Source organism: Psychromonas marina (assembly GCF_030161115.1).
Classification (GTDB): Bacteria; Pseudomonadota; Gammaproteobacteria; order Enterobacterales; family Psychromonadaceae; genus Psychromonas; species Psychromonas marina.
This window is the reverse complement of the sequence record NZ_BSPQ01000013.1, coordinates 448,181-469,599: the sequence shown is the minus strand read 5'-3', so window position 1 is coordinate 469,599 and position 21,419 is coordinate 448,181. Positions and strand designations below refer to the sequence as shown.

Sequence of the window (21,419 nt, the reverse complement as noted above, 5' to 3'; positions counted from 1 at the left end):
TGAATATTAAAACAAAGGTACGCAATAGATAATGAGCAAGTTTTCTCAACGCAAAAAAACACGTCGTCAATTTCTTGTGGATACAAGCAAGGGCGCGTGTGGTGTAGGTTTTATGGGATTAGGGTTGGCAGGTTATTCAAACCAAAGCCAATCTTTCAACCCACAAATGCTACGCCCACCGGGTGCATTGGTAGAGGCTGATTTTCAGTCGGCCTGTGTACGCTGTGGTTTATGTGTGGAGGCTTGCCCCTATGATATTTTGAAATTAGGAAGACTATTTCAGCCGATAGCAACAGGTACACCATTTTTCCTTGCGCGGACAAATCCGTGTGAGATGTGTGAAGATATTCCTTGTGTCTTCGCTTGCCCAACAGGGGCACTCGATCCAACACTTGATAATATTGATGATGCAAGAATGGGGTTAGCAGTTTTAATTGATCAAGAAAATTGTTTGAATTTTCAAGGTCTACGCTGTGATGTTTGTTATCGTGTTTGTCCTGTTATTGATAAAGCAATTACGCTGGAGATGCATCGTAATACGCGAACAGGTCATCATGCTGTATTTATCCCGACAGTGCATTCAGATGCCTGTACCGGCTGTGGTAAATGTGAAGAGTCTTGTGTGTTAGAAGAGACTGCGATTAAGGTGTTACCAAGAAATATCGCAAAAGGTGAACTTGGTGCTCATTATCGTTGGGGATGGAAAGAAAAAGAGAAAGCGGGTCATTCATTATTGACTGAACCAGTATTAGATTTACCCGATAGAGTGCCTGAGGTGTTGAAATGAAAACATCACATACTTTAGGTGAGGAAGCAATTGCAAAAAAAGGGTGGCTTTTAGCTAACCGATTTTTGTTACTGCGCCGACTATCGCAACTATCTATACTTAGCTTTTTCTTACTCGGACCGTTAGCGGGAATTTGGATATTAAAGGGAAATTTAAGTTCAAGCAGTTTGTTTGATGTTATTCCTTTTACTGACCCGTTTATTCTAATGCAGAGTTTGACTTCTGGTCATGTTGCTATATTTCAAGCATTTTTAGGTGCAGGCATTGTACTGCTTTTTTACATCGTTGTGGGTGGGCGTGTTTTTTGTTCATGGGTTTGTCCTGTGAATTTAATAACAGACGCAGCTGCATGGTGTAGACGAAAATTAAAACTACGTAAAGAGAAAGTATTAAGCACGCAGTGGCGTTATTGGATCCTATTAATGGTGATGATATTGCCGCTATTTACCGGTGTGATGACATGGGAGTTAGTTAATCCTGTGTCTGCATTTCACCGCGGTCTATTTTTTGGTATGGGAACAGGTTGGGTATTATTTTTAATGATATTCCTATTTGATTTACTGGCCGTTGAAAATGGATGGTGTGGACACTTATGCCCAATGGGGGCGTTTTATGCAGTGGTTAATAAAATAGGCTTTATTAAAGTCGATGCAAAAAATCGTGAAAAATGCACGGACTGCCTCGATTGCTTTAATGTTTGTCCTGAGCCCGCTATTTTAAAAGGCCCTGTTCATGGACAAAAAAAGGGAATTGGTACCTTAGTCAATGATATGAATTGTACAAACTGCGGTCGCTGTATTGATGTTTGTGCTGAAGATGTTTTTGTAATTACAACCGTATTAAACGGTAAAAATAGCCTTGCAAAGGTGGAGATAATAAAATGAAAAAATTGCTAACAGCTATAATAACAGCAGGGATCGTAGCATTAAGCGCATCACCAGTTTGGAGTGCTGATGCTGATGATTATATGACTAATAGTGGTGGTGTTGAGTCATTGCGCGGACAAGTTGAAATTTCAACGATCAATAAATCTGAATCATTGAAGCAAGTACCTAGAGATCAAAAATTGATCGATAGAAACTATGTTCAACAACCTCCAATGATTCCGCATACAACACGTGGTTATCAAGTGAACTTAAATGCGAATAAATGTTTATCATGTCATAGCTTTAAGAATGCTGGTGAGATGGGAGCTACGAAAATTAGTGTGACCCATTATGAAACGCGTGATGGTATGACACTTTCTGATGTATCACCACGTCGTTACTTCTGTTTACAGTGTCACGTAACACAAGCGGATGCAAAACCATTGGTCGGAAATACTTTCCAGCCTGTTGATTCGTTACGATAAGTTAGGGAGTTTTTTATGTTAAAACGATTAAAGCGTTTATGGGTGGTGATGAAGTCTCCCTCTTCAGCTTCAATGGGGTTTATTCTGTTACTCGGTTTTACTGGAGGGATAATCTTCTGGGGTGGCTTTAATACCGGTATGGAAGCAACCAATACAGAAGAGTTCTGTGCGGGATGTCATGCGCCGATTGTAAAAGAGATCCGTGAGACTATTCATTACTCTAATCGATCCGGTGTACGTGCAATTTGTAGTGATTGTCATGTGCCTCATAACTGGACAGATAAAATTGTACGTAAAGTACAAGCATCTAAAGAGTTAGTCGCTTTTGCGATGGGGACAATTAGTACTGATGAGAAGTTCCAAGCTCGCCGTGGACACCTTGCAGATCGTGAGTGGCAACGTATGAAAGGTAATGATTCTCAGGAATGTCGTAATTGTCATCAGTTTGATTTTATGGATTTCAGTGAGCAAGGCGCACGTAGTGTAAAACAACATTCTACAGCACTTGCGTCAGGTGAAAAAACCTGTGTAGATTGTCATAAAGGTATTGCTCATCAATTGCCTAATATGGAAGGCATTGAAGGTTGGTAATATTACTCTGCTGGTGATGATTTAAAAAAGGGGCTTTGGCCTCTTTTTATTTTTAACCAGATTAACAGCACTGCTATTTTCTAATATGTAATCTGTTAAAGAGGGATAAAATCGTTATACTAGAAGTGAGTAAATGAAAGACGTTTTTGTCCACTTTTTTAATAGCTTAGGAATACTTTTTGAAAATAGCAGGGATCATTCTAGCGGGTGGTTTATCCTCTCGTATGGGGCAAGATAAAGCACAGCTTTTATTCGCTAAACAAACATTATTAGCACGTAATGTATCATTGTTATCAGGCTTAGGTTTAATCGATACTTTCGTCAGTGGTAAATACCCCAACTTCCAATGTATCGAAGATATAAACCTTGAATTAGGGCCTATTGGAGGGTTGCATGCCTGCGTTGAGTTCTTGTATCAACAGATTGATGCTCTATTTATTGTACCTGTTGATATGCCCTTGTTAAGTGAAGCAGAATGCCATTACCTACTGCAGCAGTTTGTAACATACCCACAAGGGGTATTTTATGAGCAAGCCACTTTTCCAATGATCCTGCCATTGAACCTACAGTTGAAAGAATATTTATCAGAAGCTTTAGCTTCACCACATAATAAGCAGCGGTCGCTGTATCGTTTATTAAAAACACTTAAACTACAGCCTATTAACTATCAAACAGAATCTTATTTTCGTTTTCAAAATAGTAATACTCCAGAAGAATGGGAAAATTGCTTAGCAACCTATCACGCATTAAAAAGTAACAAGGAATTATGATGAGTCATCTTAGTGTTAAAGAGTTCAAACCTGCAAAAATGGCGGTATTAACCGTATCAGATACGCGTAATGAAGAGACGGACACGTCTGGCAAGTATTTAGTTGATGCGTTGATAGAGGATGGTCACCATCTTGCAGATAAGAAAATTGTTATCGATTGTCCTTACAAAATCCGTGCAATCGTTTCGCAATGGATTGCCGATGATAATATCGAAGCGGTATTAGTTACGGGTGGTACAGGATTCACTTCACGCGACACGACACCAGAAGCGGTTTTTGTTTTATTTGATAAACAGGTAGAAGGTTTTGGCGAGTTGTTTCGTCATGTATCCTATCAAGAGATTGGCTCTTCTACGATTCAAAGTCGAGCGATCGCTGGATTTGCGAATAAAACGGTTATTTTCTGTATGCCTGGCTCTACAGGTGCCTGTAAAACGGCATGGACTAAAATCATTAAAGAGCAGATGAATTCAACGCATAAGCCATGTAATTTTATGCCCCACATAGGTATTTAATTTTTCAAACATCGCTAAGTCGATAACTTCTGCGTTGAAAGTGCTCATTTGGTAGACCAAACTCCGCGCTTTCGCCTTGAATTTAACGACTTTGCTTAGTTTGAATTAATTAAATATTAAACTTGAATTAGTATTAATCGCATTTAATGAAATAAGGTAGTCATAAAACATGCAAAATCAATTTACTCATATTAACCAAGATGGCAAAGCCAATATGGTTGATGTTACCGATAAAAATGTAACCGAGCGTCAAGCAATTGCTGAAGCATTTATTGAGATGGCACCAGAAACGTTAGCGCTTATTGTTGATGGTAATCATCATAAGGGTGATGTATTTGCGACAGCACGTATTGCAGGTATTATGGCCGCTAAAAAAACGTCGGATATCATTCCGTTATGTCACCCATTAGCCTTAACGAAAGTAGAGGTTGAATTGACCGCTGAACCTGAGTCCAATCGTGTGCGTATTCAGAGTTTATGTAAACTTTCAGGTAAAACTGGCGTTGAGATGGAAGCACTAACTGCGGTCTCTGTTGCGGCACTGACGATCTACGATATGTGTAAGGCGGTGCAGAAAGATATGATCATATCGCAGGTGAAATTATTGGAAAAAACCGGTGGTAAATCGGGACATTTCAAAGTTAGTAATTAACAGGGGTTAAGTGATGATTAAAGTTCTTTTTTTTGCACAACTGCGTGACCAATTGGGCGTGTCAGAATTAACGCTAAACAGCGATCAAAACCCGAATGTTCAAGTGTTACTAGAAAATTTAAAAGCGCAGAATACAGGCTGGGATAAATTGCTCTCAAAAGGCACGTTAATGGTAGCCGTTAACCAAACGATTAGTAATAAAAATGCAACGCTTGTAAGTGGAGATGAAGTGGCTTTCTTTCCTCCTGTGACAGGTGGCTAGATGATTAAGGTTCAGACGGAAAATTTTAATCAGCAGGTTGAATATGATCGCTTACGTGAAGCGAGCAATACTGGTGCAGTGGTTACTTTTACAGGTTTAGTACGTGATATTAATCAAGGTGAACAGATAACAGCATTAACGCTTGAGCATTATCCTGCAATGACAGAAAAAGCACTGACCGAAATTGTTGAACAAGCAAAGTCGCGTTGGTCACTTATAGATACAACTGTGATTCATCGTGTTGGTGAGTTACAATTACTGGATCAAATTGTATTTGTTGGTGTGGCAAGTTTGCATCGTGGTGATGCGTTTGCTGCTTGTGAATTTATTATGGATTACCTTAAAACTGAGGCGCCATTCTGGAAAAAAGAAACCAATGCTGACGGTAAGTCTTACTGGGTTGATGCACGAGAAACGGATCAACTCGCGCTTAATAAATGGAATGTTGAGTGAAACATTTCATTTTTTTATTGTTGACCCTTTTTGCATTACCTGCAACGGCTTCATTAAAAATAGCCGTTGCTAGCAATTTTAAAGTCACCCTTGATGAAATAGTCTTGCAGTATCAGTTACAGCGAAACCCGCAACTACCGAAGCAACGTATTCTCGTTTCCAGCGGATCTACCGGTGTTTTGTACAACCAAATTCGTCATGGTGCACCCTTTGACCTGTTTTTATCTGCAGATAGCCAGCGTGCTAAGTTAATTGAGCAATCACCTTTAGGGGTGGATAACTCTCGTTTTACCTATGCACGAGGTGCGCTCGCATTTTGGCTGCCTAGTAGTGACGTTGTTATCGATAAACGCTATTTATTAAATCTTAAAGGCCGTGTTGCTATCGCTAACCCTAAACTTGCTCCTTATGGTTTGGCAGCACAACAAGCATTGCAATCATTACAGTTGTGGTCAAAACTCTCCTATATTCAAGGTAATAATATTAGCCAAACCTATCAATTTATTGATACGGGCAATATCAAAGCAGGTTTTGTTGCCCATTCATTATTATTGCAAAATAATGCAACGAATTATTATTTATTGCCTGTTGATAGTTATCAACCAATATTGCAGCAGGGCGTAATACTGACTAAAAGTCAGCACAAACCAGAAGTTCAACACTTTCTTGATTTTTTGCAGTCTGAAGCGATTGCTCAATTAATTCGATCTAAGGGGTATTTATAAGTGCTGGTGGATACTTTTTCTACTCAATGGCTTAGTGAACTCGATTTAAGTGCTATCTATTTAACGTTAAAGCTTGCCGGGTTAACGACACTTATTTTATTGATTATATCGCCGCCATTAGCGTGGTGGCTAGCACGAAGTAAACGATTTTTTAGACCTTTTGTAGAGTCATTAGTCGCGTTGCCACTGGTTTTACCTCCGACTGTCCTTGGCTTTTACCTGTTACTTTCATTTTCACCAGACAGCTATTTAGGCGCGTTTTGGTTACAGATGACCGGCAGTGGCTTAGCTTTTTCATTTTCAGGTTTATTAATCGCGTCCATCATCTATTCTTTGCCATTTGTGGTGCAACCGTTACAAAGTGCTTTTGTTAATTTAGATAAAAACTATTTAGAGGTTGCATCAACATTAGGTTTTAGCCGCAGTAAAACATTTTACAAAGTTGTGTTACCAATGACATTGCCCAGCTTCATCATTGCAGGCGCATTAGGCTTTGCACATACCATTGGTGAATTTGGTGTGGTATTAATGATAGGTGGTAATATTCCAGGCGAAACGCAGGTATTATCGATTGCACTTTTTGATCACGTTGAAACCCTACAATATGAACAAGCACATATCCTCTCTTTCTCGTTACTTGCCTTTTCCATGGTGTTGTTAATGTTTATATATGGCGTTTTGCAGAAGCGACAAAAGAGGCTTTATGATGCTTAATAAAGTGCCTGTGCAACAGCTTGAGTTTCAGCTTAAAAAAGACAAACTTTTTGATTTTTCTGGAACAATAATACTACAAGGTATTTGTGGTGTTTTTGGTGATTCAGGCGCAGGGAAAACATCATTAGTACGTGCTTTGATTGGGCTTGATGATGATTATTCAGGGAATGTCTCATTTGCAGGGGAAGTGTGGCAGGGAACAAATTACTTTTTAAAAACAGAGCAGCGCAGGGTGGGTATGGTATTTCAAGAGCCACGCCTATTCCCGCACCTCGATGCGTTAGGTAATCTAAAAATAGCAAAGCATAAAAATAGTTTATATACGATTAAGCAACTAGCTAAAGCACTTGATTTCGAAAACTTGCTCAATAAAAAGTCTATTGCCCTTTCTGGTGGTCAAAAACAACGTATTGCGATAGCACGTGCTATTTTAACGGCTCCTAAACTACTGATTATGGATGAGCCGCTTTCTTCTCTTGATAAGCATAGTCGAGCACTATTATTACCCTTTATTAAGCAACTTGCACAGCAGATTCCAATTCTATATATCACACACTCAATGCAAGAGTTATTTTATTTAGCAACCAATATGCTATTAATCAATAACGGCAGTGTGGAAGCGATTGGGGAGCCACTGCGTCTATTTCTTGACCCTAAACTAAGTCTTGCTAAACATGCACACTCAGGGCTTTTATTGACGGTTGATAGCTTAACCTGGGACGATCAAAATGCAATGTTACAGGGTAAGGTTGATGGACAAGCAATCTATTTAGCAATAGCGAATACAAGACAGGAACAATCTCTGCAGATAAAAGTAGAAAGTAAGGATGTGATCATCGCAACGCAGCCATTTATGAATAGCTCCTTACAAAACTGTTTAACTACAACGATAGAACAAATTGAACAAATCTCAGCAAGTCATATTCTGCTAACCCTGTTTTTAGGGGAGCAGCGCTTACAGGCGAAAATAACGATTAAATCATTACATCAATTGCAACTAGAAGTAGGGCAAGTGGTGTTTAGTTACGTTAAAGCGGTAAGCATTATTGGTGAGTTACCATAAGGGGCTGCTTGTTTATTGTTACTTAGTGGTAAATATATATTTTTTGACTTGTGTCAGCGTCATATGACCACTTAGATACTCTATATCTTCTTTATTCCCTGTTTCTGCTTTAAAGCCATAACAGCGTAACTCTTTTTTTAATCCAAAAATAGAGTTTAGACCTTGGTTGACTGTGATGGCAATGAGATCACCTGTTTCATAATCAAATAATGGCCCGCCAGAGTTACCCTGTAATATCTCTATATTTGTGGTCATATAGTGGGGTGAAGCCATCGATTTTAATGTGCCAACAGAATTCTGTTTGAGTGACAAACCAAGCGGGTGACCAACAGATATTGCTTTTCTACCAGCTAAAAAAGGGGAGAAATTAATAGTAAATGGAATATACCCCACAACACTTTCACTTAATTCTAGCAATGCAATATCCCGGTAACTAGAGTAATCATGAATATCTGCAGGAAGGGGAAGCACACCAATTAATTGCCGTTGCTGATTGATGACTTTTAACTTATCGGAAAAATAACTCTTTATCAGATCAAAGTCTTTAAATATAATTTTCTGTACCTTGTAACCTTTTTTTAAAGATAGGTTCTCACCATATTGATAATTAAAAAACCAAGTTTTAGATAAAATATTCCGATCAACACAATGTCCCGCAGTAGCAACTAAATTAGGTTTAATAAGCACACCGCTACAGCTACCGATAGCCACCTCTTTCATAAAGGGGGTATCTTCACAAATATCTCTATTTGTTGTGTTCTTATAAAAGATAGATAGTAGGCGCTCTGCTAATAGCGTTTTTTTATTAATATTAGTATCGTCAACTAAAATACCGGTGTTGGTCAACATATGTTGGTGTTTGAGGGTACTAGCGTTACTATTTTTAAAGTTGATGATATTACTGTCAGCAGGCGTTGCTGCGAATGTTCGCGGTAAGAGTAGAAGAATAGATAGAGCGATAACAAAAATGTTCATTTTAAAAGCATATGTTCTAATCGAACAAACATCAAACAGCAGTTTTTTATATAAAAGTAAATAACCTTGATGATTTACTGTGATAACTAGGTGGTTTATTAGCTATTTAAAGAGTAAGCTAATGTGAAATAAACAAAATTAATAAACTAAAATTGATTTATGGCTAATAATACCAAGCCCACTATTTATCTGCTCAATCTTGCTGGTTTAAAAACATTATTTCGACGTAACAAGCTTTGTAAATGGAACAACCATATACAGCGACTTGCTCTTTGAGCTAACGACTTCTTCCTGCGTAACATTTGAACACTAAATTAATGGGGTGGTATAAATAATGTGCATAAATTTTTTCAAGAATAATGTTGGAGCATTTATGAAAACAACCAATCAAGTAAAAAGAAGTAATCGTCTTAATAAAAAATTGTATGTTGGTGAGTATGCGGTATTAGGTTTCGAAGTATCTTTCAAATTTTCAGAAATTGATGAAAAAATATTTGATGCTTTTTTTACTGATTTTGTTGAGTTTGTTGAATCACGTAATTTGATCATGGGCGGTGCTGGTGGTGCTCAAAACTTTGTTATTTATATCAGTAGCTATGGTCGTTATGTCAGCGCAACAGAAGAAGATCGTCAAGCCTTTGAAGCTTGGTTAGCAGAGCATCAGTTTATTACTGAATGCCAAGTTGCTGAACTTTCTGATGCGTATTACGGCATTTAAAAGCTTCATTTATAAGCATGAAATTTTACAATAAAAAAGCCAATATCAGTGTTGATATTGGCTTTTTTATTAAATTTAACACTCTATTGTGATTTTTTGTTGGCTGCGATTAAGTTAGGAATCAGATCCCCAAGCCGCCTATACCACGCTTCTGCTCTTTTAAAAAAGAGCGCCATGATAATAATCCCTGCAAGGAAAGACAGCGACAACAGCAATAAAAGGGTTTCTAAATTTTGTTGCTGATAGTTAAAAATAATTCTTAATATATGATCTTGTTCGAGCGATATTCTGATGTATCCAATTTTTTTATTATCATTATATAATTCCGCAATATAAGGAATAACGCCGGTTATATTATGCGCAGGTGATTGTTCTATTTTAAGCAAAACGGGTAAAGATAGTGGATCAGCGGATTGGTAAAGTATTTTCCCTAAATGGTCATAAATAGTGGCATCACGCACCATGGGATCATTGCTCAATTCATTTATCAGCAGTTGTAAATCTTGCTCTTTTTTATTGGTAAAATATCGCGATGCTTCAGCTGCTGCCAAATTAGTGAGTGAGGATGAAAATTTCTCAGTCTGCTGATAGCGCACTTCATTTGAGATAACACGTAATTGATTTAACTGTATAAGAATAATAATGGTTACCGCTAGTAATCCTGTAATTTGTATAAATCGTAATCCATAATACATTTTGGTCTTCATTGAATATTCCTTTGAATCGCTAGTAATTCACTTGTAATCGTTCAGGGCAATCGTTATTGTTGTTTGTGCTTCATTGGATGAGGCTCATCTCAATATAAATGATAGGTATATTACTGTGAAAACGATACAAAAACTGCAAATTCCTTCAAAAGCTCAGCCATTAATTGAATGGAGAGATGAATTAAAACATGATGTTACTATTATTAATCATCTGTTATTCGAAAATGGACAATTAACACAAGTGGATGATAACTGTTTTATTAAAAAAGCAGAGTTAATTGTGATGGGGAAAACATTCACCACAGAACAACTATTCGATTTATTAACTTTGCTAAATAATCAAAGTGTCGATTCAGTATTGATATTTTCACCACAAATTATTGCTGGTGTTAATAGCATTCGCTTGGCATTAAACGCTTTCCCAGCGTCATTAAAAGCTACGTTAGAATTGTTTGCTCAGCATAACCAATTAGATTTTGCTTTAATGGAAAAATTTCCAAACTGGTCTAAACCCGGCTTAGTGTTAATGGATATGGACTCAACAACAATTCAAATAGAGTGTATTGATGAAATTGCGCGTTTACATGGTGTTGGTGAGCAGGTATCAGCAGTTACGGCATTAGCAATGCAAGGTAAGCTAGATTTTAATGAAAGTTTGCGTACACGTGTTAGTAAACTCGAAAATATGCCGGTTTCTGTTTTAAAAGAGGTGGCTGATAATATGCCTTTGATGCCAGGATTAGAAACGTTAATCACAGGGTTAAAAAGTGTAGGTTGGAAGGTTGCTATCGCATCAGGTGGCTTTAATTATTTTGCCGATCGCCTTAAACAAGATCATGGCTTTGATTTTACGATTGCAAATAGTTTAGAGATTCAAGGCCAGCACTTAACGGGTAAGGTCGTTGGTGAGATAGTTAATGCAGATATTAAAGCGCGAACGTTAAATGAACTTGCCGATAAATACCAAATTGAGATGTCACAAACGGTTGCTATTGGTGATGGCGCTAATGACTTGGTCATGATGGCAGCTTCTGCGATGGGTATTGCGATTCACGCTAAACCTATTGTTCAGGAAAAAGCAGCTGTTTCATTAAATCATCTTGATTTAGAAGGGGCGTTGGCTATTTTGAGTGTCAATAACTGCGCTCGCTGGTCTTAACTTATTAATAACAGATAAGCCAATTCAAGTGTTTTATCCTCTTGTTTGGCTTATTTAAAATCAACGTTTACTTTTATTCAGGGCATTAATCACATCAGGGGTTATGTCACTTATCTCAATCATCCCTTCGACAGCTAATAGCTCATCTTCTAGTTTCTTAGTTAGGTGTATCGCAAACCGCGAAATAGCACGCATTTCAGAGCTAATACAATTGAGGTCTATTTTAGGTAGCCGTTTCAGGCGAAACTGTAACGCGTAAAAGTTAGCGTTTAATTCACTCTCTTCTATAAAAGTTAATTTCTCTTGTTCTGTATTGAAATCTTCTTCAAGAAAACTCGCTATTTTCCACTTATTTCTGCCATATTTGATCGCTCTGATATAGATAATTGCATGTTTCAATAATCTATTTTCAGTGTTTTCTTTAAAGGGTTCAATCACGAGACGTTCATAGACGTGATTATTTGCAATAGGATAATAATTAAGTTCTTGATTATTATCGCTGTTGAGCGAAAAAAGAGTGTGTAGAGGATGATCAGGAATATCGATAGCTGAAAAACAGATCACTGGACGAGATGCTACTCTGCTAACAAAAAATACGGCATTATTAAAAGACTCTTCAGCAATTTCAATCAGTTGTTTTTGTAAAGGTTGCTTTTTCTCTAGAAGAGGCTGGCACGTAAAGTGTTTAGCATTATTTCTGATTAAAATTGAAAAAAATTGTTGGCATATATCCAATGTTTGTTGGTCACATACTTGTAAATGTAATAGGTTATTGGCACTGGTTCGCACTACTTTATAGCGTAATTTTGATAATGAGAAGGTTGTGGATAATTTTTGCAGCTCAATTAAATTAATGGTCAGTTGCGTTGCAATTGAAAATGAACCTATTTGAGTCAATTTTACTTTTAGCCCTGAACACGAAAAATCGACAATCTGCCCGGTATAATGGTTATCTTGATCAGAAATGGTAATCGCACTCTGGTATTGATAACGTTCCTCTTTGCGTAGCTCTGAAGAAAACAGAGAAAATGTAGTCGCTGGAAGAGTGTTCTTTCCTGAGTGATGTACAAATTGATTTAATGGAGTCGTGCCCTTGTTCTTTAGTGCATCTTCTAAATCAAATGTCGTTGCTTGCGTGAGTGGATGCAGCGTTGCGATATGTGTTATTTGAGTAAAAAGAGCGGGCGTAGACTCTGTTATATCGTAATCATTTGCTGCCTGATAGGTATATGGAGATAATGTTAATCGGTTTACTCGCCAACTTGGTTTAACTGAACCGGTCTGAATAAACAGAGCTTTAAGCCCTTGCTCAAGTAACTCCTCTTCCGTTGCACAGAGAAAATATTGCTTATCATTTGCAATATGAACAAAGGAGTAAACTGTTGTACTTTGCTGCTGTTTCAGTTGTTTAATCAGTTTAAAAAAGCGTAACTCATTAAATAAAAAAGCGAGGTGATTATTGCCATCTCTGAGCCACTCTAAGAGCAGTTGTTTATTATCATTATTTTCCAGTGCAAAAATAAAAGGTGAAGGAGTATTGGCATCAAGAAAGATTGGCAGGCTACTCATTCTTCCTAAATAAGCATGTTTCAATGCACTTATCTTTGCTAATTGATAATAATAATGAACATCAATTTTGTATTTGTATTGATTGAGGCGAATAAATTCGCTAATAAACACACTAAATTTCTTATGCTCACCATCAAAATTTAGATACAAATAACGACCATTATCATATTCTTGTTTAATGAGATTACAACTTATCGGTCTTTTAAGTGCACTGTCATTATATTCAAGGGTTAATCCGATAAAGGTGACATCGATTAAAGTTCCTTCACCTAGGAAGATATCATCTTTAAGCTTTATTTTAATTCCTGTTGAGGAGATATCAGACGTTTGCCCTTGAAATACTTGACCATCTGAACTGATTGCTGTTATTTCGGAAACGTAATACATCCGTGCTGCACCACGTTTGTTTTTTTTGGAAAGCGCTAACTGCTCACATTGCTCTTTTTTTTCAGGGGTAATAAGCTTGCTTTGTTGCTGTTTTTGTTGCCTCTCTTTCTGCAGCGCAACATGATCAAGTACCGCTTCAAATACACCTACTGTGTAAGAGCCATAAAGATCTATATTATTTCTTAATACTTGAATTGTCGGTTTAGTTAAGTAATGCTTTATTGTATCTTGCTCAAATAAGTTACAAGTATCGGTGACTTTATCTCGAAGATCTAAAATGCGCTGACAGGGGGTCGCTAGGCGATTGAGTTCCATTTTGATGAGGAATTTGTTGCTAGTGCTTTCGCCAAATAAAATGTTATCGAGTAATTCTTCAAAATCTGACTCTTGACGAAGAGGGATAAGTTCTCTTATTTGTGATTGATAAGCCTTTAAATCCATGGCGAGGTATACATCCAGTTGTTGTTTATCTAGCTAAATATATCTGCTTCTACGAACAAATCTTTAGTCTTTTATACAGGGTCAACAAGATTACACAATACTTAAATTTTATTCAAACCCTCAGAAGCGAATTCAAGCTTCTAAACTTCTGAGTTATTGCTACTTGGTTTGATATTTTAACTTTCGGATAGGTTAATAAGTTGTGATATTTCTCGGTTCATTAAATCTTCATCTGCAAGGTTTAACTCAATCAAGCGCCTTAAGTGTGAAAGGCTCTCTAGGCTCAGTGTTAAAAATTTAATACCAAGTAAACCTTCCGCTTGATGACACACAACACCATTGATTTCTAAAATAATTTCAGACCCTGAAAGGGTTAAATTTAGATTAATCATGATGTCGGGTTCATCATGCCACTCTTCAGGGCGGCGAACTAATGCACCATTTAAAGAAATATCGATTATTTCAGTTTCAAATATTTCAATTTCTCCAGCAATCTCTTCACTTAATGAGCAGTGACCAGAAAAGATCACACGTGAAAAACGTCGTCTTTCTACCATATGCTTATTCCCCATTACAGTTAATTTAGCTGTTAATATTACAGATATATTGTTCATATATCATAGGTAAATGTTGAAAAATGAGGTGCTTACCTAAAATATTGTTTTTTAATAAGGTATTGCGAATACAAGTGATCGTTAATTGCTGCAAGCAATGGTCTGCAATAGGTTGATAACTAATGTGCCAAGGCTCTGCAGCTACCCCCCCCTGATAAACCTGATAGGGGCGATAAAAACCATATCTGTGCATATTGTCAGACAGCCATTGGTTGAGTTTGAAAAAATAACCTCCCTCCTGATATTCATCACAAGTGAGTTGCAGTTGCTTGTCTTTTGGTAACAGACTTGGATCGTAAATATCGAAATCTGTTCCCCAGTGATGGCGGCTTGCGCCCGGTAAAGCCGACCAGTGAAGAATAGCAAGTAACCTTTCTAATTCAGAAAGAGAGGAGAAGCTAATAGGAAATTCCTCTTTATTAAGCAACGTGGTTTTTCCTGAATACTTATTATTCCAAATTAATTGTTGTCGTTCAAAACTACGAAAACCACTGGCAATTTGTAGATCAAAGCCAGCTTCACTTGCAGCGCCTTGGAGTGCAATAAAAGGGGAGAGCACACCTTGATGAATCAAAGTGTGTTTATTTAATCGGGTCAAATGTGTTTCAACTTGACCCGTTAGTTCGGTTAATTTCATGTTAATAATTTTTGTAATGTCACTTGATAAATATCCACTAACGACTCTAAATCGGCAATATTGACACTTTCATTAATTTTATGGATTGTTTTGTTACTCGGGCCTACTTCAACGACCTGTGCACCGGTTGGCGCAATAAAACGTGCATCTGAAGTGCCACCACTCGTTGATAACTCTGTTGTTAAACCAGTGACCTCTTTAATTGCTAAACTAACAGCATTGGTTAATGAACCAGGTTGAGTAATAAAAGGGGAACCGTTGTAAATCCATTGTACATCGTAATCTACATCATGGTTTTTTAACGTTTCTTCAAAGGCTGCAGTTATCTGCGCCGCTGTTAACTCAGTAGAGTAACGCCAGTTACATTGAATATGCGCATTAGCAGGCACAACATTACTCGCACCGGTACCAGAATTAAAATTAGTTATTTGAAAGCTAGTCGGGGGAAAGTATTCATTACCACTGTCCCACTGAGTTTCTGTTAATTCAGCTAATGCAGCCATACAGCCATGAATAGGGTTTTTAACAAGATGTGGGTATGCAACATGACCTTGCACACCTTTTACTGTTAAATCTGCCGTTAACGAGCCTCTACGCCCATTTTTTATAGTGTCACCCACATGATCAGTACTTGAAGGTTCTCCAACAATACAGTAGTCAATTTTTTCATTACGTGCTTCAAGCGTATCAATAACACGCGTTGTGCCATTGATAAAAGGTCCTTCTTCATCGCTGGTGATTAAAAGTGCAATAGAGCCATGATGATCTTGATGTTCTGCAATAAACTGTTCTAAACCAATCATAAATGCTGCTAAACCACCCTTCATATCCGCTGCACCACGACCATATAGGTAGCCATCAATTACAGTCGGTTCAAAAGGAGGGCACTTCCAAAGGTGTTCGGGCCCTGTTGGCACGACATCCGTATGACCTGCAAAACAAAATAGTGGCTTTTCTGTTCCTCGGCGTGCCCAGAGGTTTAGCGTATCCTCAAATTCCATCACTTCACAAGTAAAGCCTAGCTTTTCTAAACGTTCAATGAGTAGCGGTTGACAACCTGCATCAAAGGGCGTTATCGATGGACGGCTTATTAAATCTTTTAATAATCCTAATACTGGAGAGTCTGACATGCTAGTTCCTTAAGCGCTAAAAAATGCTTGGTATGATTCGGCTTTAAAGCCTAAAATAGTCTTATCTTCATTGATCAATAAAGGGCGTTTAATAAGAGTAGGGAACTCAATAAATAGCGCAATCACATTGCTTTCATCGAGGTTTTCTTTTTGTTGAGAAGTCAGTGCACGATAGCTAGTGCTACGTTTATTAAGAAGATCTAGCCATGATAAATTAACCAGAAAAGAGGTTAATAACTGTTCATCTAAGCCATCTTTACGGTAATCGTGGAAAGTATAAGAGATGTTATTTTGCGTTAGCCATTTTTGTGCTTTTTTGACTGTGTCGCAGTTTGGTATTCCATATAGAGTCGTCACAACTGTTTGTCCATTAAAATGAAAACAATTGTAACAGAAGATACAAAAACAAAAAGAGCCACCTTAGTGACTCTTTTTAAATACTTTCAATAAATATTAATACTCTGGCTGAAATTTAATCAGCTCGAAGATAGGTCTATTTAATGATTTTAAGTACTGCATCAGTTGCAACTTCAACGTTACCTGACATTTTTTGTAGCTCTTTAATCTCGTCCATGTTTGAAATTACAACAGGCGTTAAGATTGATTTTGCTTTTTCTTTTAAGAATTCTAGATCGAACTCAATGATAGTATCGCCCATTTTAACTTTTTGGCCTTCTTGCGCGATACGAGTGAAACCTTCACCTTTTAGTTCAACAGTATCAATACCGAAATGAACAAAAAGTTCGATACCACTGTCAGACTCTAATGAGAAAGCGTGGTTAGTTTCAAAAATTTTACCAATTTCACCGTCACAAGGTGCAACCATTTTGTTACCTGTTGGACGGATTGCAATACCGTCACCAACAATTTTCTCTGCAAATACAACATCAGGCACATCTTCAATTGCTACGATTTCACCTGAAATTGGTGCAATGATATCAATAGTGTTGTCTGATTGTGTGTTACCTGAAACTGCTTTTTTTAGCGAATCGAAAAAACCCATGGTTTAACTCCAAATTATAAATATTATTATTATTAAATTACTAACGGATCATAGTGTTAACTAGTATAGATCCGTTTTTAAAATTAGTTAATGCCTTTGGTCTTATTAAATTCTGTTACCAGGGCTTCAATTTCAGCAGCAGTTGCTACTGATAGTGCTTTATCTGCTAATGCTTTCACATCAGAGAAGTTTGTATTACGGATAATTTTCTTAACCGTTGGGATAGAAATAGCACTCATTGAGAACTCATCTAAGCCCATACCTAATAGCAATAACGTTGCACGTTCATCACCTGCAAGTTCACCACACATACCTGTCCATTTGCCTGCTGCATGTGAAGCATCAATCACTGTTTTGATGATACTTAATACAGAAGGTGTCATTGGGTTGTATAGATCTGAGATTAACTCATTACCACGGTCAACTGCCAGTGTGTATTGTGTTAAGTCATTTGTACCAATACTAAAGAATTCAACTTCTTTAATAAGGTGATGCGCAATAGCGGCTGCTGCAGGTGTTTCAATCATTACACCAATCTCAACGGCAGGGTCAAAAGTATGCCCTTCAGCAGTTAATTCAGCTTTAAGTGTTGTTAAGATCTCTTTCAGCTTACGAATTTCTTCAACTGAAATAATCATTGGGAACATGATTCTAACCGGACCAAATGCAGAAGCACGTAATAGTGCACGCAGTTGTGGATTCATGATTTCTGGACGATCAAAACAGATACGGATAGCACGCCAACCTAAGAATGGGTTCATCTCTTCAGGTAGGTCAAGGTATGGTAAATCTTTATCACCACCAATATCCATTGTACGAATAATACAGGCTTTACCTTCCATTGCTTCAACTACTTCTTTATAAGCAACAAATTGCTCTTCTTCAGTAGGTAGTTGATCACGGTCCATAAATAGAAATTCAGTGCGGTATAAACCAACACCTTCTGCGCCGTTGCGTTTTGCACCTTCAGTATCTTTAACAGTACCGATATTAGAGCAAACCTCAACATGGTGACCATCTAGGGTCATCGCAGGAAGATCTTTTAATTTTGCTAATTCTTCTTTTTCAGCAATAAAAGTTGCTTTAATTTGTTTAGCTTCAGCAAGTTCTGCTTCGCTTGGGTCAATAATAATTTTATTATTTAACGCATCAAGAATGATCATATCGCCATTTTTTACACGTTTTGTAATATCGTTAGTACCAACAATGGCTGGAATCTCTAAAGAGCGAGCCATGATAGATGTATGAGATGTACGACCACCAATATCTGTAATAAAGCCTAACACTTTATCAAGATTGATTTGAGCTGTTTCTGAAGGTGTTAAATCATTTGCGATTAAAACCACTTCTTCATCAATATTGCTCAAGTTAACAATATCAATACCTAATACATTTTTAAGTAAACGGCTTCCGATGTCACGAAAATCAGAAGCACGTTCACGTAAATAAGGATCATCTAACTCTTGCAGCATTGTTGCATTTTCTTCAACAATATTGTTGATTGCAAAGTCTGCTGAACAGTTATTTTTTTTGATGAAAGCTACGATATCTTCTTCTAGCTCTTCATCTTCAAGTAGCATTATATGCCCCTCAAAGATTGCTTCTTTCTCTTCACCGAATGTTTCTAGTGCTTTTTGTTTTACCACTTCTAGTTGAGCTGACGCTTTCGCGCGACCATCAAGGAAACGTGAGATTTCCAAATTTATATCTTCAACTTTATCCGTGTTGAGAGAGATTTCATCTTCCTGTAATAACAGTGCTTTAGCGAATGTAATGCCAGGTGATGCTAGAATGCCAGATATCATAAATTATCCTTATAAAAAATCGAACTAAAAAAAGTATGAGTTATACAAGTGTTGCCATTAATGCAACTAAAGTATCAACTGCTTTTTGTTCGTCAGCGCCTTCAGCCTTGATGTTAACCGATGTACCTTGTGTTAAACCTAAAGTTTGTAGCTTAAATAAGCTTTTTGCACTTGCAGATTTACCACCAACTTCTACAGAAATATCAGATGCAAATGATTTTGCTTCTTTTACAAACTGAGCTGCTGGACGTGTGTGAAGGCCGTTTGGAGCTGTGATTGTTACTGTTTTTTGATACATGGAAACACCTTGATTATTATGGAAAAAATATCGTCATTACGTTTTTTTTAAATTAACGGTAATAACAAGATATATAGCTATTACTGTTTTTAAAATAAACTGTAATAACCAGATATAAAACTGTCTGCAGTAAAGTAACCAATAAATATAAAAATGAATTTAATCTAGGTCAAGTTTTCTGCGACAAGTCATATTATTACGAAATAAAATGTTAACTAAATCTCGTTGATACATATTACAACAATAATGTCGTGGCTAGATAATCCTTAAATAGTACGAGATGGTCAACCGATTTTTACTAAATAAGAGGTATATATTAGTATAAAATGCAGTGTTCGCTTGATTTTCATACATTTGATTGTGATAGTGTAGTTAATAAAAAAGACACGTAAGTGTCTTTTTATATATTATATTTTTTGAACTTGCTACGTTGGCATATTATGCGAACGTTTCACCTTCAAAAACACCAGCAAAAAGAGCGGTAGAAAGATAACGTTCACCAGAGCTTGGTAAAATAACCACAATATTTTTGTCTTTAAATTCAGGTTCAGCTGCTAATCTCGCCGCCGCAACTACCGCTGCACCAGAAGATATACCTGCTAAAATCCCTTCCTCTTCCATTAAACGGCGTGCCATTTCGATAGCGTCATCATTACTTACTTGCTCTGCACGATCAATTAGAGAGATATCTAAGTTCTTAGGAATGAATCCCGCACCAATGCCTTGAATTTTATGAGGCCCTGGTTTCACATCTTCACCCGCTAGTGTTTGCGAGATAACCGGAGAATCGGTTGGCTCAACAGCAACACTTACAATTGCTTTACCTTGTGTTTCTTTGATATAACGAGTTACACCAGAAATTGTTCCACCGGTACCAACACCGGCTACAAATACATCAATTTCACCATCAGTATCATTCCAAATTTCTGGGCCTGTTGTTTTTTCATGAATTTGTGGATTTGCTGGGTTTTCAAATTGACGTAATACTAAGTATTTACCAGGCTCAGCTGCCGCTAATTCTTCAGCTTTGTTGATAGCGCCTTTCATGCCAAGAGCGCCATCTGTTAATACTAAGTTAGCGCCTAATGCTTTTAATAATTTACGACGCTCAATACTCATTGTATTTGGCATCGTTAATGTAATTTTGTAACCACGTGCTGATGCAACAAACGCTAATGCAATACCAGTATTACCACTTGTTGCCTCTACTAGCTCAACATCCTTGGTTAATGTTCCATTTTTTTCAGCTTCCCAAATCATGTTTGCACCGATTCGACACTTAACACTAAAACTAGGGTTGCGACTTTCAACTTTTGCGAATACGTTACCTGTCGTTACATTATTTAAGCGCACAAGTGGTGTGTGACCGATTGTTTGTGAATTATCACTAAAAATTTTAGACATTATACTTCCCTTTATTTACTGTTAGTTAGTTGATGAAAACAGCATAGCTGAAGTATCGAGAAGGAGGAAATATAATTTGGTTATAGGATATGGAATTTAGTGATAAGGTGAACTGGCAGGTTAAAAACTGGTTTCAAATCCAAGTAATGCATTACTACTGCCGTAACCAGGCATACTATTATTAGAGATAATCACTTTTATTTTCGTATCGTCACTGGCATTAAAGCTAATACCTGCGCCGATTGACAATGAACTTTCATAGATATCTAACAATTCTGTATTTGAGTAGTAATTTGACATCGCCTGATCGTTAGAAATATTGCTTAAACGTTGTGTGGCAGGATCTGAGAAATTACCAAATAACTCAATCTGTAACCCTTTTGCATTTTCAGCAATAAGAGGTATTGCTATCAGTTCATAATGTGAATTATTTTCAAAGGTACTATCGGCGATAGTTGTATTAAAGGTAAGTTTATTATAAAAAGAGGTGAAAATTTCATCGAGATATTGGTAGGTGCTGCTAGGGATTTGATAAACAGTCTCTAAACTTAATAGATTAGATGACTGCTCATTCGATTTTTTATATTCAACTTGTAAGCTATTACTTGGTACTTCTTCTATTGCACAGAAAGCCACAGGAGAGAACGCAATAAATGCGCTAATTTTTAATATTGTAGCTGGTTTCATTA

Annotated in this window: 26 protein-coding genes; 14 read left to right on the top strand and 12 right to left on the bottom strand. The window is 37.2% G+C overall.

Annotated features, from left to right (window positions below):
• The first annotated feature begins 31 nt into the window (after nt 1-31).
• The 12 genes from napG (at nt 32) to QQK09_RS14005 (ending at nt 7,883) form a co-directional block, all read left to right on the top strand.
• Nucleotides 32-787, top strand: a complete 756-nt coding sequence (gene napG, locus QQK09_RS14060; RefSeq protein WP_284204784.1) for a ferredoxin-type protein NapG — start codon at nt 32-34, stop codon at nt 785-787.
• On the top strand, nt 784-1,671 hold the full coding sequence (napH, locus tag QQK09_RS14055; protein WP_284204783.1) for a quinol dehydrogenase ferredoxin subunit NapH: 888 nt from the start codon (nt 784-786) through the stop codon (nt 1,669-1,671). Before napG ends, napH begins: the two co-directional genes overlap by 4 nt.
• Nucleotides 1,668-2,138: a nitrate reductase cytochrome c-type subunit gene (locus QQK09_RS14050; RefSeq protein WP_284204782.1), complete on the top strand. Its 471-nt coding sequence runs from the start codon at nt 1,668-1,670 to the stop codon at nt 2,136-2,138. Before napH ends, QQK09_RS14050 begins: the two co-directional genes overlap by 4 nt.
• Nucleotides 2,139-2,186: 48 nt before the next feature.
• Nucleotides 2,187-2,729: a NapC/NirT family cytochrome c gene (locus tag QQK09_RS14045; protein ID WP_431312599.1), complete on the top strand. Its 543-nt coding sequence runs from the start codon at nt 2,187-2,189 to the stop codon at nt 2,727-2,729.
• A 179-nt stretch (nt 2,730-2,908) separates the two neighbouring features.
• A complete protein-coding gene (locus QQK09_RS14040) occupies nt 2,909-3,499 on the top strand; it encodes a molybdenum cofactor guanylyltransferase (protein WP_284204780.1) in 591 nt (196 codons plus the stop codon).
• Complete coding sequence (gene moaB / locus QQK09_RS14035; RefSeq protein ID WP_284204779.1) at nt 3,499-4,014, top strand: molybdenum cofactor biosynthesis protein B; 516 nt, start codon at nt 3,499-3,501, stop codon at nt 4,012-4,014. Before QQK09_RS14040 ends, moaB begins: the two co-directional genes overlap by 1 nt.
• A 169-nt stretch (nt 4,015-4,183) precedes the next feature.
• Complete coding sequence (moaC, locus tag QQK09_RS14030) at nt 4,184-4,666, top strand: cyclic pyranopterin monophosphate synthase MoaC (protein ID WP_284204778.1); 483 nt, start codon at nt 4,184-4,186, stop codon at nt 4,664-4,666.
• A 13-nt stretch (nt 4,667-4,679) separates the two neighbouring features.
• Complete coding sequence (gene moaD, locus QQK09_RS14025; protein WP_284204777.1) at nt 4,680-4,928, top strand: molybdopterin converting factor subunit 1; 249 nt, start codon at nt 4,680-4,682, stop codon at nt 4,926-4,928.
• The gene (gene moaE / locus QQK09_RS14020) at nt 4,929-5,381 is read left to right on the top strand and encodes a molybdopterin synthase catalytic subunit MoaE (protein ID WP_284204776.1); all 453 of its coding nucleotides are present in this window, start codon (nt 4,929-4,931) and stop codon (nt 5,379-5,381) included. It begins immediately after the preceding gene.
• The gene (modA, locus tag QQK09_RS14015) at nt 5,378-6,106 is read left to right on the top strand and encodes a molybdate ABC transporter substrate-binding protein (RefSeq protein ID WP_284204775.1); all 729 of its coding nucleotides are present in this window, start codon (nt 5,378-5,380) and stop codon (nt 6,104-6,106) included. Before moaE ends, modA begins: the two co-directional genes overlap by 4 nt.
• A complete protein-coding gene (gene modB / locus QQK09_RS14010) occupies nt 6,107-6,820 on the top strand; it encodes a molybdate ABC transporter permease subunit (protein ID WP_284204774.1) in 714 nt (237 codons plus the stop codon).
• Entirely contained in the window at nt 6,810-7,883 is a 1,074-nt protein-coding gene (locus tag QQK09_RS14005; RefSeq protein ID WP_284204773.1) for a molybdenum ABC transporter ATP-binding protein, read from the top strand. Before modB ends, QQK09_RS14005 begins: the two co-directional genes overlap by 11 nt.
• An 18-nt stretch (nt 7,884-7,901) precedes the next feature.
• On the opposite strand, the gene QQK09_RS14000 is transcribed toward QQK09_RS14005, so the two are convergent.
• Nucleotides 7,902-8,858: a trypsin-like serine peptidase gene (locus QQK09_RS14000; RefSeq protein ID WP_284204772.1), complete on the bottom strand. Its 957-nt coding sequence runs from the start codon at nt 8,856-8,858 to the stop codon at nt 7,902-7,904.
• A 373-nt stretch (nt 8,859-9,231) separates the two neighbouring features.
• Between QQK09_RS14000 and QQK09_RS13995 the strand changes: the two genes are divergently transcribed.
• Nucleotides 9,232-9,576, top strand: coding sequence for a YggL 50S ribosome-binding family protein (locus QQK09_RS13995; protein ID WP_284204771.1), 345 nt, complete (start codon nt 9,232-9,234; stop codon nt 9,574-9,576).
• Between the two features lie 83 nt (nt 9,577-9,659).
• Here QQK09_RS13995 and QQK09_RS13990 read toward each other — a convergent pair whose 3' ends face one another.
• Nucleotides 9,660-10,283: an AhpA/YtjB family protein gene (locus QQK09_RS13990; protein ID WP_284204770.1), complete on the bottom strand. Its 624-nt coding sequence runs from the start codon at nt 10,281-10,283 to the stop codon at nt 9,660-9,662.
• 115 nt (nt 10,284-10,398) lie between these two features.
• On the opposite strand from QQK09_RS13990, the gene serB reads away from it, so the two are divergent.
• A complete protein-coding gene (gene serB, locus QQK09_RS13985) occupies nt 10,399-11,442 on the top strand; it encodes a phosphoserine phosphatase SerB (RefSeq protein ID WP_284204769.1) in 1,044 nt (347 codons plus the stop codon).
• A gap of 60 nt (nt 11,443-11,502) precedes the next feature.
• On the opposite strand, the gene QQK09_RS13980 is transcribed toward serB, so the two are convergent.
• The 10 genes from QQK09_RS13980 to QQK09_RS13935 all read right to left on the bottom strand — a co-directional run bounded on the left by QQK09_RS13980 (nt 11,503) and on the right by QQK09_RS13935 (nt 21,417).
• Complete coding sequence (locus QQK09_RS13980) at nt 11,503-13,839, bottom strand: PilZ domain-containing protein (RefSeq protein WP_284204768.1); 2,337 nt, start codon at nt 13,837-13,839, stop codon at nt 11,503-11,505.
• A gap of 176 nt (nt 13,840-14,015) precedes the next feature.
• Nucleotides 14,016-14,396, bottom strand: coding sequence for a PilZ domain-containing protein (locus QQK09_RS13975; protein WP_284204767.1), 381 nt, complete (start codon nt 14,394-14,396; stop codon nt 14,016-14,018).
• Nucleotides 14,397-14,421: 25 nt separating this feature from the next.
• Nucleotides 14,422-15,090, bottom strand: coding sequence for a M15 family metallopeptidase (locus tag QQK09_RS13970; RefSeq protein WP_284204766.1), 669 nt, complete (start codon nt 15,088-15,090; stop codon nt 14,422-14,424).
• Complete coding sequence (gene dapE, locus QQK09_RS13965) at nt 15,087-16,220, bottom strand: succinyl-diaminopimelate desuccinylase (protein ID WP_284204765.1); 1,134 nt, start codon at nt 16,218-16,220, stop codon at nt 15,087-15,089. Before dapE ends, QQK09_RS13970 begins: the two co-directional genes overlap by 4 nt.
• Before the next feature lie 9 nt (nt 16,221-16,229).
• On the bottom strand, nt 16,230-16,577 hold the full coding sequence (locus QQK09_RS13960) for an ArsC family reductase (protein ID WP_284204764.1): 348 nt from the start codon (nt 16,575-16,577) through the stop codon (nt 16,230-16,232).
• A 136-nt stretch (nt 16,578-16,713) separates the two neighbouring features.
• A complete protein-coding gene (gene crr / locus QQK09_RS13955) occupies nt 16,714-17,223 on the bottom strand; it encodes a PTS glucose transporter subunit IIA (protein ID WP_284204763.1) in 510 nt (169 codons plus the stop codon).
• An 83-nt stretch (nt 17,224-17,306) separates the two neighbouring features.
• A complete protein-coding gene (gene ptsI, locus QQK09_RS13950) occupies nt 17,307-19,028 on the bottom strand; it encodes a phosphoenolpyruvate-protein phosphotransferase PtsI (RefSeq protein WP_284204762.1) in 1,722 nt (573 codons plus the stop codon).
• Between the two features lie 40 nt (nt 19,029-19,068).
• Nucleotides 19,069-19,326: an HPr family phosphocarrier protein gene (locus tag QQK09_RS13945; protein ID WP_101082110.1), complete on the bottom strand. Its 258-nt coding sequence runs from the start codon at nt 19,324-19,326 to the stop codon at nt 19,069-19,071.
• 438 nt (nt 19,327-19,764) lie between these two features.
• Nucleotides 19,765-20,730, bottom strand: a complete 966-nt coding sequence (gene cysK, locus QQK09_RS13940; protein WP_284204761.1) for a cysteine synthase A — start codon at nt 20,728-20,730, stop codon at nt 19,765-19,767.
• A 120-nt stretch (nt 20,731-20,850) separates the two neighbouring features.
• A complete protein-coding gene (locus QQK09_RS13935) occupies nt 20,851-21,417 on the bottom strand; it encodes a hypothetical protein (protein WP_284204760.1) in 567 nt (188 codons plus the stop codon).
• Nucleotides 21,418-21,419: the final 2 nt, after the last annotated feature.

Bases quoted from the DNA above. Each gene is read 5' to 3' on its own strand.
- dapE (WP_284204765.1), bottom strand. From the start codon at position 16,220: ATGTCAGACTCTCCAGTATTAGGATTATTAAAAGATTTAATAAGCCGT.
- QQK09_RS13980 (WP_284204768.1), bottom strand. From the start codon at position 13,839: ATGGATTTAAAGGCTTATCAATCACAAATAAGAGAACTTATCCCTCTT.
- moaB (WP_284204779.1), top strand. From the start codon at position 3,499: ATGAGTCATCTTAGTGTTAAAGAGTTCAAACCTGCAAAAATGGCGGTA.
- QQK09_RS14000 (WP_284204772.1), bottom strand. From the start codon at position 8,858: ATGAACATTTTTGTTATCGCTCTATCTATTCTTCTACTCTTACCGCGA.
- cysK (WP_284204761.1), bottom strand. From the start codon at position 20,730: ATGTCTAAAATTTTTAGTGATAATTCACAAACAATCGGTCACACACCA.
- QQK09_RS14005 (WP_284204773.1), top strand. From the start codon at position 6,810: ATGATGCTTAATAAAGTGCCTGTGCAACAGCTTGAGTTTCAGCTTAAA.
- napG (WP_284204784.1), top strand. From the start codon at position 32: ATGAGCAAGTTTTCTCAACGCAAAAAAACACGTCGTCAATTTCTTGTG.
- crr (WP_284204763.1), bottom strand. From the start codon at position 17,223: ATGGGTTTTTTCGATTCGCTAAAAAAAGCAGTTTCAGGTAACACACAA.
- moaD (WP_284204777.1), top strand. From the start codon at position 4,680: ATGATTAAAGTTCTTTTTTTTGCACAACTGCGTGACCAATTGGGCGTG.
- QQK09_RS14045 (WP_431312599.1), top strand. From the start codon at position 2,187: ATGAAGTCTCCCTCTTCAGCTTCAATGGGGTTTATTCTGTTACTCGGT.
- moaC (WP_284204778.1), top strand. From the start codon at position 4,184: ATGCAAAATCAATTTACTCATATTAACCAAGATGGCAAAGCCAATATG.
- QQK09_RS13975 (WP_284204767.1), bottom strand. From the start codon at position 14,396: ATGGTAGAAAGACGACGTTTTTCACGTGTGATCTTTTCTGGTCACTGC.
- QQK09_RS13935 (WP_284204760.1), bottom strand. From the start codon at position 21,417: ATGAAACCAGCTACAATATTAAAAATTAGCGCATTTATTGCGTTCTCT.
- QQK09_RS13990 (WP_284204770.1), bottom strand. From the start codon at position 10,283: ATGAAGACCAAAATGTATTATGGATTACGATTTATACAAATTACAGGA.
- moaE (WP_284204776.1), top strand. From the start codon at position 4,929: ATGATTAAGGTTCAGACGGAAAATTTTAATCAGCAGGTTGAATATGAT.
- QQK09_RS14050 (WP_284204782.1), top strand. From the start codon at position 1,668: ATGAAAAAATTGCTAACAGCTATAATAACAGCAGGGATCGTAGCATTA.
- napH (WP_284204783.1), top strand. From the start codon at position 784: ATGAAAACATCACATACTTTAGGTGAGGAAGCAATTGCAAAAAAAGGG.
- QQK09_RS13945 (WP_101082110.1), bottom strand. From the start codon at position 19,326: ATGTATCAAAAAACAGTAACAATCACAGCTCCAAACGGCCTTCACACA.
- ptsI (WP_284204762.1), bottom strand. From the start codon at position 19,028: ATGATATCTGGCATTCTAGCATCACCTGGCATTACATTCGCTAAAGCA.
- QQK09_RS13970 (WP_284204766.1), bottom strand. From the start codon at position 15,090: ATGAAATTAACCGAACTAACGGGTCAAGTTGAAACACATTTGACCCGA.
- QQK09_RS13995 (WP_284204771.1), top strand. From the start codon at position 9,232: ATGAAAACAACCAATCAAGTAAAAAGAAGTAATCGTCTTAATAAAAAA.